Raw genomic sequence first — 16,274 nt, 5'->3', positions numbered from 1 at the left:
TTTCATGTTGAATTTTTTCATTCAACACTTAAATCAAAACTTTGGAGGCTGGAGCCGGAATCGAACCGGCGTCAGCGGATTTGCAATCCGCGGCATAACCATTTTGCTATCCAGCCAAGGAGGCACATATTAGCAGGAGATCTCAAAAAAACAAGGGACTCCTTGTCTAAAATCGTCCAAAAAAACAACCTTCGCACCAGAATCGCATTAAATCGTGAGCCGCATGCGGTATTATACGTTCCAAATTTTGGGCTTATTGGAGTTTTTCATGGCAACGTTGCTAGATGGTCGTGCGCTTGCAGGACAAATTGAAGCGGATTTAAAGGTGCGTGTCGCTGCATTAAAAGAAAAATCAGGCCGTACTCCAATTTTAGCAACGATTCTGGTCGGTGATGATGGTGCGTCTGCAACCTATGTGCGTATGAAGGGTAATGCTTGTGCACGGGTTGGTATGCAATCGCTTAAAGTCGAGTTACCGCAATCGACCACGACTGAACAACTTTTGGGTGAAATCGAAAAATTGAACGCCAATCCAGACGTGCACGGAATTTTATTGCAGCACCCCGTTCCTGCACAGATCGATGAGCGCGCCTGTTTTGATGCTATTGCATTGGCAAAGGATGTGGATGGCGTAACCTGCCTTGGCTTTGGTCGTATGAGCATGGATCAGCCTGCGTATGGCTCAGCAACGCCACAAGGCATCATGACACTTTTAACTGAAAACAAGATTCAGATCGAGGGCCAGCATGCGGTTGTGGTCGGGCGCAGTGCGATTTTAGGTAAGCCGATGGCGATGATGCTCCTCGCTGCCAATGCCACCGTGACAATTTGTCATTCACGCACCAAGAATCTAGCAGAGCTGGTCAAGCAAGCCGATATCGTTGTCGGTGCCGTCGGTAAGGCGGAGCTAATCAAGAAAGATTGGATTAAGGCTGGCGCTGTAGTCGTCGATGCCGGTTTCCATCCGCGTGAAGGCGGTGGTGTTGGCGACATCGAGCTGGTTGGTATAGAACAGATTGCTAGCGCGTATACGCCGGTTCCCGGCGGTGTAGGACCGATGACCATCACGACTTTGATTCGTCAGACGGTAGAAGCTGCCGAAAAAGCCCTTGTTTCAGCTTAACCGATATGTCGTCTTTAGCACCACAACACCTGCTTGAGGCATTGCACGCGGTCATCCCTGATGCGGGATTATCGCGTCAGGTGCTGCCTGAGACTTCACTTGAGCTATGGTTGATCCCCCCAGACTTGCCAACCGAGAAAATGGATGACGAGGTCATCCGGCGAATCTGGAATGAAACGCCGTATTGGATTTTCTGCTGGGCATCGGGTTTGTCGATGGCGCAGTGGTTACTGGCTGAGCCGGAGCGAGTACGAGGTAAGACTGTCCTCGATTTTGGGGCAGGCTCAGGCGTCGTTGCGATTGCGGCGAAACTTGCAGGTGCAGCACGAGTGATTGCCTGTGACATCGATCAAGTGTCCTTGGCGGCGTGCCGTGAGAATGCCTTACTCAATGGTGTCGAACTTGAGTACTTGGATGATCTCTATGCCTTGGAAGGGAAGGTCGATGTGTTGCTGGCCGCAGATGTGCTCTATGACCAGAGCAACCGCTTCTTCTTAGATGAGTTCTTGCGTTTTGGGCATGAGGTTTGGGTTGCTGATTCGCGAGTCAAAAACTTTAGCCATTTAAAGTATGTCAAAGAAGGCGAGCGCAACGCCTCGACTTGGCCTGATTTAGACGAGGCACATGAGTTCCGTAATGTCAGTTTTTATCGCACCATTTAAAGGTGTAGGCACTTTACTAAAAAGCATGTTTGCATGGGCCGCGTTTATGGCGCCCCATGAATAATGACACTAGCAGGGCAATTTGATTTCGGTACTGCAAAGCACGCATCGTATTGACCTTGATTGTTGTAGCATGAGCGTACAGTCGTCAGGATTGGAAGTTCATGACCTGCGTATGGCGTGCAGCGTAACAGCAAACTTTTCTCAGTCAATCCAGGATTGAGTTGCTGGAGTCGATTAATAATAAAACTTTTGGCCAATACGGTATCGCGTGGTGTTGCCAGTTCTGGCGGTACGACCAAACGTTTTGCATAGGTGGCAATGGTACGGAAGTACACATTAGGGGTCATCCCAGTACATGAACCATTACGCTGCCAGTCTTCATCCCGCAATTGTTTATCCGGCATCACACGTTCTACCACACGCTCTTGCAGTGGGGAAAGGTTAGTCGGTTCACGGCTACAGTTCTCCATGCGTTTTCCATTGGGCCATTCGGCTTGGAGGCTTGAAATTGTTAGGGTGAATCCATCCTGACATTGACGCAGTTTTTGTAATTCAGGATCCAGCGCACAGGCTGCTGGAGTCATGGTGATGATCAAGGTAAAGTTTGACGGTGTATTTTGATTGTTATCTTCAGCATAGGCTTTAATCGTGACCAAACCACACAACATGCTAATGAATAAAAGATATAAGGCATGAGTCCGCACGCCCTGTCTAACAGGGTCGAATGAGTTGTGAATGCGCGCAATCATCTGACCGATCGACAGCAGCGGTTGCTCTGTGATTAAGCCTTGAGTGATGAACAGTGGATTGTTATGCAAAAAAAACCTCATTACCTCTCGCCTAAGTATTTGCATGTGTCGATGCATAGATGTTTGCAAAGCTTGCTGCATAATTTGTCGCATATAGCACCAGGTCTCATTACACCTATCACGCATAGTTCGCAGACCTCCTTGTCGCGTTCCGTTCGATTTGTTAGGCCTCAGCTTCTATGCGTATTCTAAGATATGTCATTGTTAAACAGTAGCAAGGGTTTGTTGATGAACAGTACACTTCACATCACTCTGTTTTTAAACCGTAATCTCTGAGCGCCAATATTGTTTATTGACGACTCTTGCCGCATCAGAGTGGCTTAAATTACTGAAATATTAAGGACCGACAATCTCCTCACTATTTTGAACAGCGATGGTTCCCATACGAGCACTCAAGGACTGCTGTCCTTGGTTGAAAATCAGGCCATAATGAACGGCATTGGTCATGACCTTTTTTACATAGTCGCGGGTTTCTAAAAAGGGAATAGTCTCAGTATATTGGTCAGCCGCGAGTGGGAAGCTTGGTGGCTGCCAGCGTTTTGCGCGCAGTGGTCCGGCATTATAGCCCGCTGTTGCTAAGACCGCTTGCCCACCCAATTGACCAAAAATATGGTTCAAATAAAACGTGCCATAGCGAATGTTAGTGTCCATGTCGCCAAGCTGTGCCGCGCGGAAGGGTTCTCCGATCCGTGCTGCTACCCAGCGTGCTGTGGATGGCATAACTTGCATCAGACCACCTGCACCGACATTGGAACGTGCGTTAATGACAAAGCGACTTTCTTGACGGATCAGACCGTACACCCAGGCTGGATCAAGACCGATTTGCTTGCTGTATTTTTCGGTGAGATCGCGAAATGGCGTGAGATAACGCAGGCGATCATTGTGCAGTGTCGATGTACGTTCCGCCGCATAAATAGCACGATCAAACCAGCTGATTTTATTGGCTTGGTCTGCCGCAGCCAAGATCATGCCATCGTCTTGTTTAAGTGAGGCTTGGCGAACGGCCCAGTTCCATTCCCGGTTTGCATACTGCGGATCAGCATTGATTGCACGCAGGGCAAATGCACGCTGGAAGTGGATATCGTTCTGCATACGACGATAGTCGGTGGAAGACGGCTGGTAACTGGGGGGGAGTTCGCTGAATGCCAGACCGAGTTTATCGCGGGCGAGTAGCCCATAGTAATCATCATCGGTGGCTAGCGCGGTATAAAACGTTTTGGAAACTTGCTTGCCTTGTGCGTCGCCACGTTGTTCTGTGGCACGTGCAAACCAGTAGCGCCAAATCCGTTCGTTTTGTTTTTCGATACCCATTGCGTCTAATGCACGCAGTAGACTATTCCATTGACTAAAACGTATGGCGGTGCGGGCGTAGGCTTCGGCTTCTTCGTCACTAAATGGCATACCAATGCTACGATCAAACCAAGTGACGACACGCTGATCAAAGCCAAATTTCATGATGTTAGTCGCATAGGCCATCGCAAGAATTCGGTAGCCATACTGCAATGTCGCTGGAGGGAGGCGACTTTGATCTCGTGTCAACTGATCATTGACAGCGTCTGGACTATCAGTAGCCAATTGCCCCAGCGCGTAAAAGTAATACATTTGATCTTGGAGTGTCGCAATCGGTGCACTTGCCAGATAAATCGAAGGTGATGTTGCAATACTTGCAAGTTTGCTGCTATCCAAGGGAATATTTAAACGACTGGCTACGGGCAATGCACGATTGACTAGACCTGCACGTAGCATCGTGCGGAGTCGTTGAACGCGATCATCATCACTGATAAGTGGACTGCTGAGCAGTTGATCTGCAATTGTTGAACAAAGGTCAGATATTTTACCAGTTTTCAGCCAAACATCATTGCGCAGTGATGACAAGGCGAGCACGTCACCGCCTGTTGCTGTAGCTTGCGCTACGGCGCAGCTTTCATCACTATCAGGATTAGTTAGGCGAGACGAAACTTGGCGGATGGACGCATAATCGCCAGCACGTGCTTTTGCCTCGATGTAATCCCCGAGTAGTTTTTCACTGATCGCGGCATTCGGATAACGATCAGCAAAATCACGAATCGCATCTGCGGGCTGTAATACGAGGTCTTTATTGAGTTGCCAATATTCTGGATAGGGAGCAAGAACGCTGTCTTGCATCTGCTGGCGGTACATATCAAGCGCTGTCAGGTTGCCTGATTGCGCCGCTCTTTGCGCCGCTTGAAAGTCACTATCCGCAGCTTGTGCTTGTAATGCTGTACAGATGGAAAGCGGTAAAAGAAGACCTTTCATCGTCGCATTGGCGTAAGCACGCATTGCCAGTGTCGCTGTGGAGATTTGAAATTCAGGCATTGCCACTCAACTCAATGGGTATAAATAGAATTAATAAACAAAACAATAAGTCGTTATTACTACGCCTTGATGTCTGCAAAGTGATCGGAGTCGCACATCATGATCAGACTATCAGCCTACTAGTTATAGCATGCCCTAATGACACCTGAAGTCTAAAGTGTTCGGACAATAAATAAAAAGATGGCTCGTGTAAAAAAATAGCCAATTTTGCGCAGCGTGATCTTATCCAAACATTTCTGCAATGTCTTTCAAAAAAAGCACTGAATTCTGATTTTTTCTGAAAAATTATGCATCGGGCGAGGTGCTAAAATACTCGAATTTTAAAATGCTTGCTGCTTTCGATAAGGTACGCTTAGGGTGCCAGACCATGCCCAGCGTACGATTGAGCTGCACTTGGTCGATGTTCAAGACAGACAAGTCTTCATCGACGAGTGTTTGCGGTAAGACCGACCAGCCCAGACCAATTGAGACCAACATACGGATCGAATCCAGAGGGTTTGTACTCATGCTAGTCTTTAAACTCAACCCTACTTGATGAAAAGCGTCTAAGGTGATTTGGCTGGTATAGGTGGTTGCGGCTGGCAAGATCGCTGCATGTTGAGTGAGATCTGTAAGAGTCAGTCGTGTTTGGGTCAGATTTTTTTGCGCCAGTGGGTGAAAGGGGGCGGCAACAAAGACCAGCGGGTCAGCCCAAATCTCAAGGTACTCCAGTCGTTCATCGGCAATGGGGGGCAGTGTCAAGAAAGCCAGCTCTAATTCACCCGCGAGTACTGCTTGATGGGCTTGTTCAGAGTCTACGAAGTGGACGTCAAGTTCTACTTCTGGATGTGCCTGAACAAATGCTTTGAGTGGGGCAGGGAGGTGGTGTAAGCCGATATGATGGCTTGTGCCGATACGGAGTAGTCCGCCGACTTGACTTTGGGCGTGACTCAGTGCGTGTTTGATTTCTTCATAATCCAATAGCCAACGCTTGGCGCGTGGTAAGAGGTCTTGTGCTGCCTGAGTTGGTTGAATCCCACGACCAATCGGGGTAAATAGAGCCACACCAAACTCTTCTTCGAGAATGCGTAAGCGTTTGCTAATCGCAGGTTGGGTCAGAAAGAGTTTATCAGCCGCACGGGATACTGACCCCATTTGCATCACGGTCACGAAGGCTTGCAGCGCTGCTGTATTCATGGGAGGTCAGCTTTGAGTGAAGATGAGTCGAATATAATTCATTCCATAAAGTTTTACTAATTATAAAAATGATAAATTAGTTTTATTGAATAACGCGCGTTATGATGTGCACATCCCAGCTCTATCATGAGCAAGGCAACAGATGAAGAGTAGTGAACATGACCGCAAAGACATTATATGACAAACTTTGGGACGACCATTTGGTTAAGCAGCGTGATGATGGCTCATGCTTGATTTATATCGATCGTCAGCTTTTGCATGAAGTAACCAGTCCTCAAGCTTTTGAAGGTTTACAGCTTGCGCATCGTAAGCCTTGGCGTCTGGATGCCAACATTGCAACGCCAGATCATAATGTACCGACCAGCAAAGCAGAACGCGCTGAAGGGATTGCGGGCATTCAAGATCAAGTGTCGCGTATCCAAGTGCAGACTTTGGATGATAACTGCAAAACCTTTGATGTGGTGCAATTTGATATCAATGATATCCGTCAGGGAATTGTGCATGTGGTGGGTCCCGAACAAGGTTTGACTTTACCGGGTATGACAGTGGTTTGCGGTGACTCTCATACCGCAACGCATGGTGCTTTTGGTTGTTTGGCACATGGGATCGGTACCTCTGAAGTTGAGCATGTCCTTGCGACCCAATGTTTGATTCAGAAGAAATCAAAAAATATGTTGGTCCGCGTTGATGGTGTCTTAGGTGCGGGTGTTACCCCTAAAGACGTCGTCCTTGCGATTATCGGCAAAATTGGCACTGCTGGTGGCAATGGCCATGCGATAGAATTTGGCGGACAAGTCTTCCGTGACATGTCGATGGAAGGTCGGATGACCGTCTGTAATATGGCGATTGAGGCGGGTGCGCGCGTGGGTATAGTTGCCGTGGATGACAAAACCATCGCCTATTTCAAAGATAAGCCATTTGCACCGAAAGCTGATCAGTGGGATCAAGCGGTTGCCTATTGGAATACTTTGCATAGTGACGTAGATGCTGTGTTTGATACCGTCGTTGAGCTAGATGGTCAGAGCATCGAACCCCAAGTGTCATGGGGCACATCTCCTGAGATGGTGATTGCGGTCAGTCAAGCTTTGCCGCTGATAGAGTCTACCAATGACCCCGTGAAACAGGACGGAATGAAGCGTGCTTACCAGTATATGGGCTTGACCCCAGGTCAGGCACTCTCCGAGATTCAATTGGATCGCGTCTTTATTGGCTCTTGCACCAATTCTCGCATTGAAGATTTGCGGGCTGCGGCAGCGGTGATTCAAGGACGTAAAGTGGCCAGCACTATCAAGCAGGCAATGGTCGTTCCGGGCTCTGGTCTGGTGAAGAAGCAAGCGGAAGAAGAGGGCTTACATACCTTGTTTACCGCTGCTGGATTTGAATGGCGTGAACCGGGCTGCTCTATGTGCTTAGCGATGAATGCCGATAAATTACAGTCAGGCGAACATTGTGCATCGACCAGTAATCGTAACTTTGAAGGGCGTCAGGGGAATGGCGGACGCACGCATTTGGTGAGTCCTGCAATGGCTGCTGCTGCGGCATTGGCTGGACATTTTGTCGATGTCCGTACCTTCTAAGCGGCTTGTTAAGTCATTGTTATTGAGAGAATAGAATATGAAACCTTATATTGTGGAAACAGGTATTGTAGCGCCGCTTGATCGCGCCAACGTCGATACCGATCAAATCATTCCCAAGCAGTTTTTGAAGTCCATTAAACGTACGGGCTTTGGTGTGAACTTATTTGATGAGTGGCGTTATCTGGATGAGGGATTTCCTGGGCAGGATAATAGCATCCGTCCTTTGAATACCGAGTTCGTGTTGAATCAGCCGCGTTATCAGGGTGCAAATATTTTAATTGCACGCCAGAACTTTGGTTGTGGTTCTAGCCGTGAGCATGCCCCGTGGGCCTTGGCAGAGTACGGCTTTCGTACCGTGATTGCCTCATCATTTGCGGATATCTTTTACAATAACTGTCTGAATAACGGCATGCTGCCAGTAATTCTTGCAGAAGATGTGATGGATGTTATTTTTGCAGAAGCATTTGCTGAAGAGGGTTACCAGTTAACGGTTGATCTGGAAAAGCAGCAAGTGATTCGTCCGAACGGTCAAATTCATGCGTTTGAAGTTGATGCATTTCGTAAGCATTTCCTTTTAAATGGTCTGGATGAAATTGGTTTAACTCTACAGGATAGTGATGCAATTCACATTTTTGAAGAAAAAGCCAAGTCTGCGCGTCCATGGGTATTTAATACGCTTCATGTATGAGTATTGTATAGCGTATACTCTGGCAGATAATGATGGGTGTAGCCTACTGCGCTGCACTCGTTCACATCTGCACATGGGTGTGCGACATATGGAGCGGTAAAAAAATGGCTGTACGGAGCAATCGGCAACCGATAGCGCAGAGTCAAAAAAAAGCAGTGCGACACGTTATGCCATCGCTGATCAAAGCTGTTTTGATGATGTCGGCAATACCCTTCATGCTGAGTCTATCCGCGTGCCAGTCGTATAAAGAACTTGAGACGAAGCCAGTTTGGATGATGCCGAGTTTGAATAATGCCAACATTGATTCTTCGGGTATTGCATCTGTGCACTGTGCGGGTGGTGTCGGGTGTCAGTTCGTGGCGCTGAACGGCGTACAGTTGCTGAACACCGTGACAGGAGAACCAACTGAGCGTAGCAAAACGGATGCTGTTCTTCGTTTTGAGTCACCGACCAGTTATAGCTCGCAGTATTATCTTGCCTTGAGTTCCGCGCCGCATGATGTGGATGTACAGTTCTTTCCGATTACACGCTCTCGTGTTGAGAATTTTAGCGTGACACATCGGTTTAGAGCAGGTCATCGCTATGACTTAAATCTTTTCCGTCAATCACGTGAGCAGTCGGGGAGTCTTTTGAGTTTGGCTGGTCCTGCACCTCTATGCATCGATTTGCTGGATAACAATCAGCTTTCACGACGTTTCTGCCGTAGTTATGATTTCCAAGCAGGTACCTCAAGTTTCGTCGAGCAAAAAATCAAATAATTGTTTTTTTGAAGTTGAACTTCGTTTTTTATCACGTTTTTTTTAACATTTAGTTCTTAAGTGGATTTCTACATGTCTCAACATATTCTAATTTTGGCGGGTGATGGTATTGGCCCTGAAATCATGGCCGCGGCTGAACTGGTATTGGCACGTGTGAATGAAAAGTTTGCACTCGGTTATACATGGTCTCATGGTTTATTAGGCGGGGCTGCGATCGATGCGCACGGTGTTCCTCTACCAGATGTCACCCTAGATGCGGCTAAAAAGGCGGATGCAGTACTGCTTGGTGCAGTTGGTGGGCCAAAGTGGGATACGATTGAGCGTTCCATTCGTCCTGAGCGTGGCTTGCTTAAGATTCGTAGTGAACTGAACCTGTTTGCTAATCTTCGTCCGGCAATTTTGTATCCCCAACTTGCGGACGCATCTAGTTTGAAGTCTGAGATTGTAGCCGGTTTAGATATTCTGATCGTTCGTGAGTTAACCGGGGGGATTTACTTCGGTCAACCGCGCGGTATTCGTACATTAGAAAACGGCGAGAAACAAGGTTTTAACACCGATGTTTATGCGGAGAGCGAGATTAAGCGCATTGCTAAAGTCGCCTTTAACATGGCGAAACTACGTGGTGGTAAAGTGTGCTCAATTGATAAAGCCAACGTCCTTGAAGTCACTGAACTGTGGAAGCAAACGGTGACCGATCTAGCAGCTGCGGAGTATCCTGAAATTCAGCTTTCACACATGTATGTGGATAATGCCGCGATGCAGTTGGTGAAGAATCCAAAGCAGTTTGATGTGCTGGTCACGGGCAATCTGTTTGGCGACATTCTGTCTGATGAAGCGGCGATGTTGACGGGTTCAATCGGCATGTTGCCTTCTGCGAGCCTTGATGAGCAAGGCAAAGGCATGTATGAGCCTTGTCATGGCAGTGCACCGGATATTGCTGGTCAGAACCTTGCTAATCCACTTGCAACGATTCTGTCTGTTGCGATGATGCTACGCTATACCTTCAAGCAAGAAGAGGCAGCAAAAGCGATTGAAACGGCGGTTGGGGTGGTCTTAGATCAAGGCCTACGTACTGGCGATATCATGTCGGCAGGCATGACCAAGATCGGCACGCAAGCGATGGGTGAAGCTGTGCTCAAAGCGCTTGCCTAATTTGACACGAGATGCAAAAAAGCCGCTGAAATAGCGGCTTTTTTTATGATTACCAGCAGGCTCAATATTCAATAATAGACATCGTCTTTCCCACTCGGAGCGGGGAGGTCTGGTTATTGAATTAGCGTGCGCGGTAAGTAATACGACCTTTGGTTAAGTCGTAAGGAGTCATTTCCACTTTTACAGAGTCGCCAGTCAAAATGCGGATATAGTGCTTACGCATTTTTCCAGAGATGTGGGCAATCACTTCGTGGTCGTTTTCAAGGCGTACACGAAACATGGTGTTTGGTAAGGTTTCAGTGACGACGCCTTCAAACTCGATCAGCTCTTCTTTGTTGGACATATTCGCTCTACATGGTTTGACGGTTGCTTTGATTCTGATCAAATCGATTTGATACAGAAAAATACGCGCGTCATCTATTCGGAAAGGACGATATTTTAGCCGTTCGTACGCGCATACGCAACAAAGCAAACGTTTTTCTTTGACGATTGCTTCACTTTATCGCCTTAATGGTGTTTTTAGCGACCAGAAAGTGCAACGGGCAGAAACTGTAGATCATCAATTGCAGTAATTTCGACAGTATTTTTTGCTTTATCAATGATGCACATTTCACCTGCTTTGATATCTTCGCCATTTTTTTGCAGGGTGATCAGGGTGTAGTGCGGTGTTTCAATGGTTTTACCCGCAGGAACGGGGCTTTGTAGATGACTTTGAGCAAGGCAAGCCTGCAAAGCGCTGATTGGTTTTCCATTGGCATCCGTCGAAAAGGAAAAAGTATGCACAAAGCTATAACAGCCACTTAAGGCAATTGGTGTCAGGATGAGCGCCATTCGGGTCATGCGCAGAATTATTTTTGGGGACATGAGCATTCCTTTCTTTAGTGGCTTAAGCCATTGCTTAAGGCAATATAATGATCTCATCACTTATAAAATAAGCTTTACGCCTTAGGTACAATGTGTGCTTTGTACCAATGAGGTTAACTTAAAGGATATATAGTCAAAGAAAGCATGCTTTTGATCCATGCTTTTTCATCATTAACCCTTTAATATAAATGATATGATACATGAGATTGGATCGGAGCGATCTTAATAATCCTAGAAGAACGACACGCTTGTTCGCCAAATGACGACATCATTTGTCTTACTGCTCATAAAGGGCAGTGCCAAGTAAGATCAGGCTGTCGAATAAGAATTCAGATTTGAAGTGGCTGTATAGAGGATAGTGTCATGCAGAGTGTACAGACTGATGCTGCCATTCTATTTAAGATGGTATATGAAGGAATGCGTCGCGCCGGATTTCCAGCCGATGAGATTTTGCTACGTGCCGGTGTTGAAATAAGCCGTGTCAATGACTCCGCGCGTACGCCAAACCATCTCCAAGTAGCGTTTTGGAGCGCGGCAGAGGAAATCACGGGTGATAAGGATTTTGGACTTCATTTAGCGGAGTTCATGCCACTTTATCGTGGTCAGGTGGTGGAGTATTTATTTTTAAGTAGTGCATCCTTTGGCGCAGGTTTAAAGCGTGCATTTGCCTATCAGCGTTTGGTCAGTGACGTATTAAATGGCTCTCTGCAAGTGATCGGTGATCAAATTTGTCTTTCTAATGAACCCTATCACTACAAAGATGAGCGAGCTTTACGCCAGTTTAGTGAATGCTTTGTGCTAAGTATGCAGCGTTTTTTTTACTTTGTGACCGAAGGTAAGTTTCGTTTTACCCGCATTGATTTTTCTTATTCACATGGTGCAACTGCGGAAGAATATACACGTTTATTTGGCTGTCCTGTATATCTGGGTCAACCTGAGTCTCGTGTCTACTTTGATCAAGAGATTATGGAATATCCGCTTTGGCAATCCGAGCCAGAGCTATTGCGTCTGCATGAACAATTGGCCAATGAGAAACTGCAAGAGCTTGCACGGACTGATCTGGTTGGGGAGGTGCGTCGTGCTATTGGGGCAACACTTGAAAGTGGGGAAATCTCACTGGAGACGATTGCCGCGCGTCTCAACACGACCTCTAGACGTTTACGCACGCAATTAAGTGAGGCAGACACCAGCTTTCAGCAAGTGCTATCCGATTACCGTGCGCGTCTTGCCAAACGGTTACTGTCACAGACCAATGAAAGTGTTGAACGAATTGTCTATTTGACGGGTTTTTCTGAACCGAGTACGTTCTATCGTGCATTTAGACGCTGGACCAATGAAACCCCAGTTGAATATCGTAAGCGCAAACAGTCTCGCGCCTAATTCTTATAAACGTATGTTAATATGCGTTTAGAGAATATGTTTTTACCAATTGGTTCTATATTGAGTTTTCGACACTTAAAGCGGGGGCGGCACATGGGTGTCGACTGTTTAAAGCGAATACTCTGATATCTGATTCTAAGCGTTTCACATGTTTGATGTGAAACGCTTTTTTTTGCGTATTGATTGCCTTCGTTGGTAATCATGGTTTCTTTATTTCCAATGCTTTGGAAATAATTGTTCTGTATACAGGAAATTGTGAATGAGTTCTTTACAGACCGACTCGTTTTCTTCGGTGATCGATACTACTACGGCATGGCGCAAGACGGATACCATGTGGATGCTGGGGCTCTATGGAACTGCGATTGGTGCAGGTGTCCTTTTTTTGCCGATTAACGCAGGGCTTGGCGGATTGATTCCTCTCTTGATCATGGCCATGCTGGCATTTCCAATGACATTCTATGCGCATCGGAGCTTATGCCGTTTTGTTCTTTCTGGTAAAAATCCAGGCGAAGATATCACTGAAGTGGTGGAAGAGCACTTTGGTCCTGGGGTAGGGCGGTTGATTACCCTATTGTACTTCTTTGCGATTTATCCGATTTTGCTGGTTTATAGTGTTGCGATTACGAACACGGTAGAGAGCTTTATCAGCCATCAGTTGCATCTGGTCGCTCCACCACGCGTTGTTTTGTCGTTCGTTTTGATCGTCGGGCTGATGACCATTATTCGTTTTGGTGAGCCATTCATTGTCAAAGCGATGAGCATTCTGGTTTATCCATTTGTGCTTGTCTTGATGCTTCTTGCTCTCTATCTCATTCCCAGTTGGAGCAGCGCCGCATTTGAGCAAGCCTCAATAGCGGGTGGTTCGGGCGTGGCTAAGGGACTCTGGATGACGTTGTGGCTTGCGATTCCAGTGATGGTCTTTTCATTTAACCACTCTCCCATTATTTCTGCGTTTGCGGTTGCCAAACGGACTGAATATGGTGCTCATGCTGAGCAAAAGTGTTCCCGGATTCTAGCGCGAAGTCATCTATTGATGGTCTTTACCGTGATGTTCTTTGTCTTTAGCTGTGTCTTAAGCTTAACGCCTGCCAACTTAATGGAAGCCAAACAGCAGAATATTTCAATTCTGTCCTATCTTGCGAATCACTTTAATACGCCAGTCATTGCCTATATCGCCTCGATCATTGCTTTTATTGCCATTACCAAGTCTTTCTTGGGTCATTATCTGGGTGCGCGTGAGGGATTGAATGGCATGATGATTAAACATCTGCGTCGGCGAGGAAAGGAAGTGCATCTACCACATCTCAATCGCATTACGGCAGTTTTTATGTTGGTCACGGCATGGATTGTTGCGACGCTTAATCCCAGTATTTTGGGAATGATTGAGAGCTTAGGAGGGCCAATAATCGCGTGTTTGCTGTTTTTGATGCCGATGTATGCGATTCATAAAGTACCGGCGATGCGTCGCTATAGTGGCCAAATCAGCAATATTTTTGTGGTGTTGATCGGATTGATTTCGATTTCTGCGATTTTATACAAACTGGTTTAAGTCGGATCTCAGTAGATGCTTTCTACTGACGCAACGCAGTGAATATCCACTGCGTTTTTTTATTTCAATGATTCATCGATATTGAGCCAAACTGGCCCTAAGGTGACTTCAGGTAGCTCAAATTCCGCAGGGTAGTATGCGTTGATAAAATACAGCCCGTCTGGTGGGGCGGTCACCCCAGCTGCTTTCCGATCCCGAACTGCTAGTAACTCATCAACCCATTCGATCGGGCGTAACCCTTCGCCAATTTCCAGCAGTACGCCCACGATGTTACGGACCATATGATGAAGGAAGCCGTTGGCTTGAATATCGAGTACGATTAATTGACCATGACGGGTCAATGTCAGATGACTGACATCGCGGATGGGTTGATTGGATTGGCAGGCAACTGCACGGAAACTGGTGAAATCATGGGTGCCGACCAGTTTTTGAGCCGCTTGTTGCATCAGGTGCAGATCCAAAGGGTGATAGTGATGAGTCACTTGACCATTTAACAAGGCTGGGCGGTAAGGCTGATTATAAATCACATAGCGATAACGGCGTGCAATCGCCTTAAATCGCGCATGGAAGGTTTCGGGCATGGGCTGCAGCCACCGGACAGCGATGTCGTGCGGTAGCTCGCTATTGGTACCGCGAATCCAGCCTCGGATCGGACGAATGGCATTGGTATCAAAATGTGCAATCATATTGCACGCATGAACACCTGCATCAGTGCGCCCTGCTGCATGGAGCGTCACAGGGTGGTTGGCAACTTTTGCGAGCGCTTTTTCGACAGTTTCTTGAACGCTGATTACCCCATCTTGTTGAGTTTGCCATCCACGATAGCGACTACCACAAAACTCTAAACCCAAAGCAAGACGCGGCATAAAATGATGTTTCCAATTGAAGTGATGTAGATCATAGCAATTAGGCCAGATCCTTGTTAGTTAGGCGGTTAGGGCCAACCATTTCTTTCGGCGCTCAATAAAGTTTGCCTCAGTGATCAATAGCCAAGCCAATTTGGCAAAGATCGCGGGGAGTGGCAGTATTTTAGCAGATAGAACACCACAGGCGGTGAGCCAGTTTCCAGCAGCATAACGTGTTTCAACGCCACCAAAAGGGACTTGCGTCGTGATCACGACCATCACACCCCGTTGCTCCGCTGCCAGTAACGCCCGATGAATGCGTAAATCATCAGGGAAGTTGCCAAGACCATAAGCCATCAGTATCACCGCGTCTACACCCGATGTTAAAACATGCTCAAGCTGTTCAGCCAAGGTGTGACTGGGTAGAGGCGATGCGTAATAGATTTGGATGTTGGTCGTGGAAAGCTGTTCTTTGAGTAATGCAAAGTCGGTACGGCGACTCAAGTAAGGAAGCTTATTGTGAGTGCTGATTTGAGCGGTATGATCTTCTTCATTTCGACCTGAGAATGCGGTCAGCTCTTGGGTATGAATTTTTTGTACGGTGTCTGCTGCCCAATTTTGTTGATGAAATGCTACTCGAACCCAGCCTTGTTCATGGGTTGTTGCCTCATTCAGCGTTCTGTAAGCCGTTTTTAAGTTTCCGAGTGCGTCGCTATCACGATCAAGGGTGAGTTCGACAGGATGGAGTAAGGGGAGCTGACTGCCCGTCACTACAATATTCAAGTCGTTGCCTTGCAGCGCAGTTTCAAGAAATGCAGCAGTGAAAGCTAGAGTGTCGGTACCGTGTAAAATGATCCAATGTTTGATGTGCTGCTGATCGGGATGGAGGAGTAAAGCCAATATATCCGCCCAATCTTCTGGTACTAGTGCGCTGCTGTCTTTAATTTCACCAGAATAGAAATGCCAGCTCACTTGAGCCGTATCCATGGATACTTCATAGACATCCGATTGTAACGGCTGGAAAATTTCTTCGGAGATGATCGTTTTTAAATGGGGTAAGAAAATTTCTGCAGCCAATGGTGTTAGGGGTGTCCCCGCACAGCCAATGGTACCGCCGAGATATAGAATTCCAAGATGCATCGCAAGTGTGTTTGGCATAACTTAAGTCAAGAACTAAAAAGGAGGAGAAAAAGATTTCTTTCGTTTTTGCATTTATGTAATCGGTATCCGTACAGTATCGTTTCTCATAAATCTACAATGCAATCATGGCATAAATGGATGGCGGCGACTATGAGGGTTTTAGTAAAAAAAAGGCAACTATTACAGTCGCCTTATTTTATTCAAGCAATCA

General features: G+C 46.8%; 15 protein-coding genes and 1 tRNA gene. 8 read left to right on the top strand and 8 right to left on the bottom strand.

The window, feature by feature from the left end; translation table 11 throughout:
• Window positions 1-42 precede the first annotated feature (42 nt).
• A tRNA-Cys gene (locus tag ACLHG7_RS07450) sits at window positions 43-116 on the bottom strand.
• A 152-nt stretch (window positions 117-268) separates the two neighbouring features.
• Here ACLHG7_RS07450 and folD point away from each other — a divergent pair.
• Window positions 269-1,123, top strand: coding sequence for a bifunctional methylenetetrahydrofolate dehydrogenase/methenyltetrahydrofolate cyclohydrolase FolD (gene folD / locus ACLHG7_RS07445; protein WP_410210424.1), 855 nt, complete (start codon window positions 269-271; stop codon window positions 1,121-1,123).
• 5 nt (window positions 1,124-1,128) lie between these two features.
• The gene (locus ACLHG7_RS07440; protein ID WP_410210423.1) at window positions 1,129-1,785 is read left to right on the top strand and encodes a class I SAM-dependent methyltransferase; all 657 of its coding nucleotides are present in this window, start codon (window positions 1,129-1,131) and stop codon (window positions 1,783-1,785) included.
• Window positions 1,786-1,829: 44 nt separating this feature from the next.
• Here the strand turns inward: ACLHG7_RS07440 and ACLHG7_RS07435 are convergent, their stop codons facing one another.
• The 3 genes from ACLHG7_RS07435 to ACLHG7_RS07425 all read right to left on the bottom strand — a co-directional run bounded on the left by ACLHG7_RS07435 (window position 1,830) and on the right by ACLHG7_RS07425 (window position 6,110).
• On the bottom strand, window positions 1,830-2,618 hold the full coding sequence (locus ACLHG7_RS07435; RefSeq protein ID WP_410210422.1) for a hypothetical protein: 789 nt from the start codon (window positions 2,616-2,618) through the stop codon (window positions 1,830-1,832).
• A gap of 315 nt (window positions 2,619-2,933) precedes the next feature.
• A complete protein-coding gene (locus tag ACLHG7_RS07430) occupies window positions 2,934-4,934 on the bottom strand; it encodes a transglycosylase SLT domain-containing protein (protein WP_410210421.1) in 2,001 nt (666 codons plus the stop codon).
• Between the two features lie 285 nt (window positions 4,935-5,219).
• On the bottom strand, window positions 5,220-6,110 hold the full coding sequence (locus ACLHG7_RS07425; RefSeq protein ID WP_410210420.1) for a LysR family transcriptional regulator: 891 nt from the start codon (window positions 6,108-6,110) through the stop codon (window positions 5,220-5,222).
• Window positions 6,111-6,268: 158 nt separating this feature from the next.
• Between ACLHG7_RS07425 and leuC the strand changes: the two genes are divergently transcribed.
• From leuC to leuB, 4 genes are all read left to right on the top strand, one after another.
• Window positions 6,269-7,687: a 3-isopropylmalate dehydratase large subunit gene (leuC, locus tag ACLHG7_RS07420; RefSeq protein WP_410210419.1), complete on the top strand. Its 1,419-nt coding sequence runs from the start codon at window positions 6,269-6,271 to the stop codon at window positions 7,685-7,687.
• A gap of 37 nt (window positions 7,688-7,724) precedes the next feature.
• Window positions 7,725-8,375, top strand: coding sequence for a 3-isopropylmalate dehydratase small subunit (gene leuD / locus ACLHG7_RS07415; RefSeq protein ID WP_410210418.1), 651 nt, complete (start codon window positions 7,725-7,727; stop codon window positions 8,373-8,375).
• A 104-nt stretch (window positions 8,376-8,479) separates the two neighbouring features.
• Window positions 8,480-9,133 (top strand): hypothetical protein, encoded by a 654-nt coding sequence (locus ACLHG7_RS07410; protein WP_410210417.1) that lies wholly within the window; start codon window positions 8,480-8,482, stop codon window positions 9,131-9,133.
• Window positions 9,134-9,205: 72 nt separating this feature from the next.
• Window positions 9,206-10,285, top strand: a complete 1,080-nt coding sequence (gene leuB, locus ACLHG7_RS07405) for a 3-isopropylmalate dehydrogenase (protein ID WP_410210416.1) — start codon at window positions 9,206-9,208, stop codon at window positions 10,283-10,285.
• 121 nt (window positions 10,286-10,406) lie between these two features.
• Here the strand turns inward: leuB and infA are convergent, their stop codons facing one another.
• Entirely contained in the window at window positions 10,407-10,628 is a 222-nt protein-coding gene (gene infA, locus ACLHG7_RS07400) for a translation initiation factor IF-1 (protein ID WP_114900718.1), read from the bottom strand.
• Between the two features lie 176 nt (window positions 10,629-10,804).
• Window positions 10,805-11,149, bottom strand: coding sequence for a hypothetical protein (locus ACLHG7_RS07395; RefSeq protein ID WP_410210415.1), 345 nt, complete (start codon window positions 11,147-11,149; stop codon window positions 10,805-10,807).
• A gap of 363 nt (window positions 11,150-11,512) precedes the next feature.
• Here ACLHG7_RS07395 and ACLHG7_RS07390 point away from each other — a divergent pair, with 363 nt between their 5' ends.
• Together ACLHG7_RS07390 and ACLHG7_RS07385 are read left to right on the top strand one after the other, a co-directional pair.
• A complete protein-coding gene (locus ACLHG7_RS07390; RefSeq protein ID WP_410210414.1) occupies window positions 11,513-12,529 on the top strand; it encodes an AraC family transcriptional regulator in 1,017 nt (338 codons plus the stop codon).
• Window positions 12,530-12,788: 259 nt separating this feature from the next.
• A complete protein-coding gene (locus tag ACLHG7_RS07385; protein WP_410210413.1) occupies window positions 12,789-14,078 on the top strand; it encodes an HAAAP family serine/threonine permease in 1,290 nt (429 codons plus the stop codon).
• A gap of 59 nt (window positions 14,079-14,137) precedes the next feature.
• Here the strand turns inward: ACLHG7_RS07385 and truA are convergent, their stop codons facing one another.
• Together truA and ACLHG7_RS07375 are read right to left on the bottom strand one after the other, a co-directional pair.
• Window positions 14,138-14,944, bottom strand: a complete 807-nt coding sequence (gene truA, locus ACLHG7_RS07380) for a tRNA pseudouridine(38-40) synthase TruA (RefSeq protein WP_410210412.1) — start codon at window positions 14,942-14,944, stop codon at window positions 14,138-14,140.
• 60 nt (window positions 14,945-15,004) lie between these two features.
• Complete coding sequence (locus tag ACLHG7_RS07375) at window positions 15,005-16,081, bottom strand: asparaginase domain-containing protein (RefSeq protein WP_410210411.1); 1,077 nt, start codon at window positions 16,079-16,081, stop codon at window positions 15,005-15,007.
• Window positions 16,082-16,274 lie beyond the last annotated feature (193 nt).

The organism is Aquirhabdus sp., from assembly GCF_046462495.1.
GTDB lineage: Bacteria > Pseudomonadota > Gammaproteobacteria > Pseudomonadales > Moraxellaceae > Aquirhabdus.
The sequence above is the reverse complement of the archived record's forward strand: the minus strand, read 5'-3'. Positions and strand labels throughout refer to the sequence as shown.

Excerpts from the sequence above, each read along its gene's own strand:
- folD (WP_410210424.1), top strand. The coding sequence starts at position 269 with ATGGCAACGTTGCTAGATGGTCGTGCGCTTGCAGGACAAATTGAAGCG.
- ACLHG7_RS07440 (WP_410210423.1), top strand. The coding sequence starts at position 1,129 with ATGTCGTCTTTAGCACCACAACACCTGCTTGAGGCATTGCACGCGGTC.
- ACLHG7_RS07435 (WP_410210422.1), bottom strand. The coding sequence starts at position 2,618 with ATGAGGTTTTTTTTGCATAACAATCCACTGTTCATCACTCAAGGCTTA.
- ACLHG7_RS07430 (WP_410210421.1), bottom strand. The coding sequence starts at position 4,934 with ATGCCTGAATTTCAAATCTCCACAGCGACACTGGCAATGCGTGCTTAC.
- ACLHG7_RS07425 (WP_410210420.1), bottom strand. The coding sequence starts at position 6,110 with ATGAATACAGCAGCGCTGCAAGCCTTCGTGACCGTGATGCAAATGGGG.
- leuC (WP_410210419.1), top strand. The coding sequence starts at position 6,269 with ATGACCGCAAAGACATTATATGACAAACTTTGGGACGACCATTTGGTT.
- leuD (WP_410210418.1), top strand. The coding sequence starts at position 7,725 with ATGAAACCTTATATTGTGGAAACAGGTATTGTAGCGCCGCTTGATCGC.
- ACLHG7_RS07410 (WP_410210417.1), top strand. The coding sequence starts at position 8,480 with ATGGCTGTACGGAGCAATCGGCAACCGATAGCGCAGAGTCAAAAAAAA.
- leuB (WP_410210416.1), top strand. The coding sequence starts at position 9,206 with ATGTCTCAACATATTCTAATTTTGGCGGGTGATGGTATTGGCCCTGAA.
- infA (WP_114900718.1), bottom strand. The coding sequence starts at position 10,628 with ATGTCCAACAAAGAAGAGCTGATCGAGTTTGAAGGCGTCGTCACTGAA.
- ACLHG7_RS07395 (WP_410210415.1), bottom strand. The coding sequence starts at position 11,149 with ATGTCCCCAAAAATAATTCTGCGCATGACCCGAATGGCGCTCATCCTG.
- ACLHG7_RS07390 (WP_410210414.1), top strand. The coding sequence starts at position 11,513 with ATGCAGAGTGTACAGACTGATGCTGCCATTCTATTTAAGATGGTATAT.
- ACLHG7_RS07385 (WP_410210413.1), top strand. The coding sequence starts at position 12,789 with ATGAGTTCTTTACAGACCGACTCGTTTTCTTCGGTGATCGATACTACT.
- truA (WP_410210412.1), bottom strand. The coding sequence starts at position 14,944 with ATGCCGCGTCTTGCTTTGGGTTTAGAGTTTTGTGGTAGTCGCTATCGT.
- ACLHG7_RS07375 (WP_410210411.1), bottom strand. The coding sequence starts at position 16,081 with ATGCCAAACACACTTGCGATGCATCTTGGAATTCTATATCTCGGCGGT.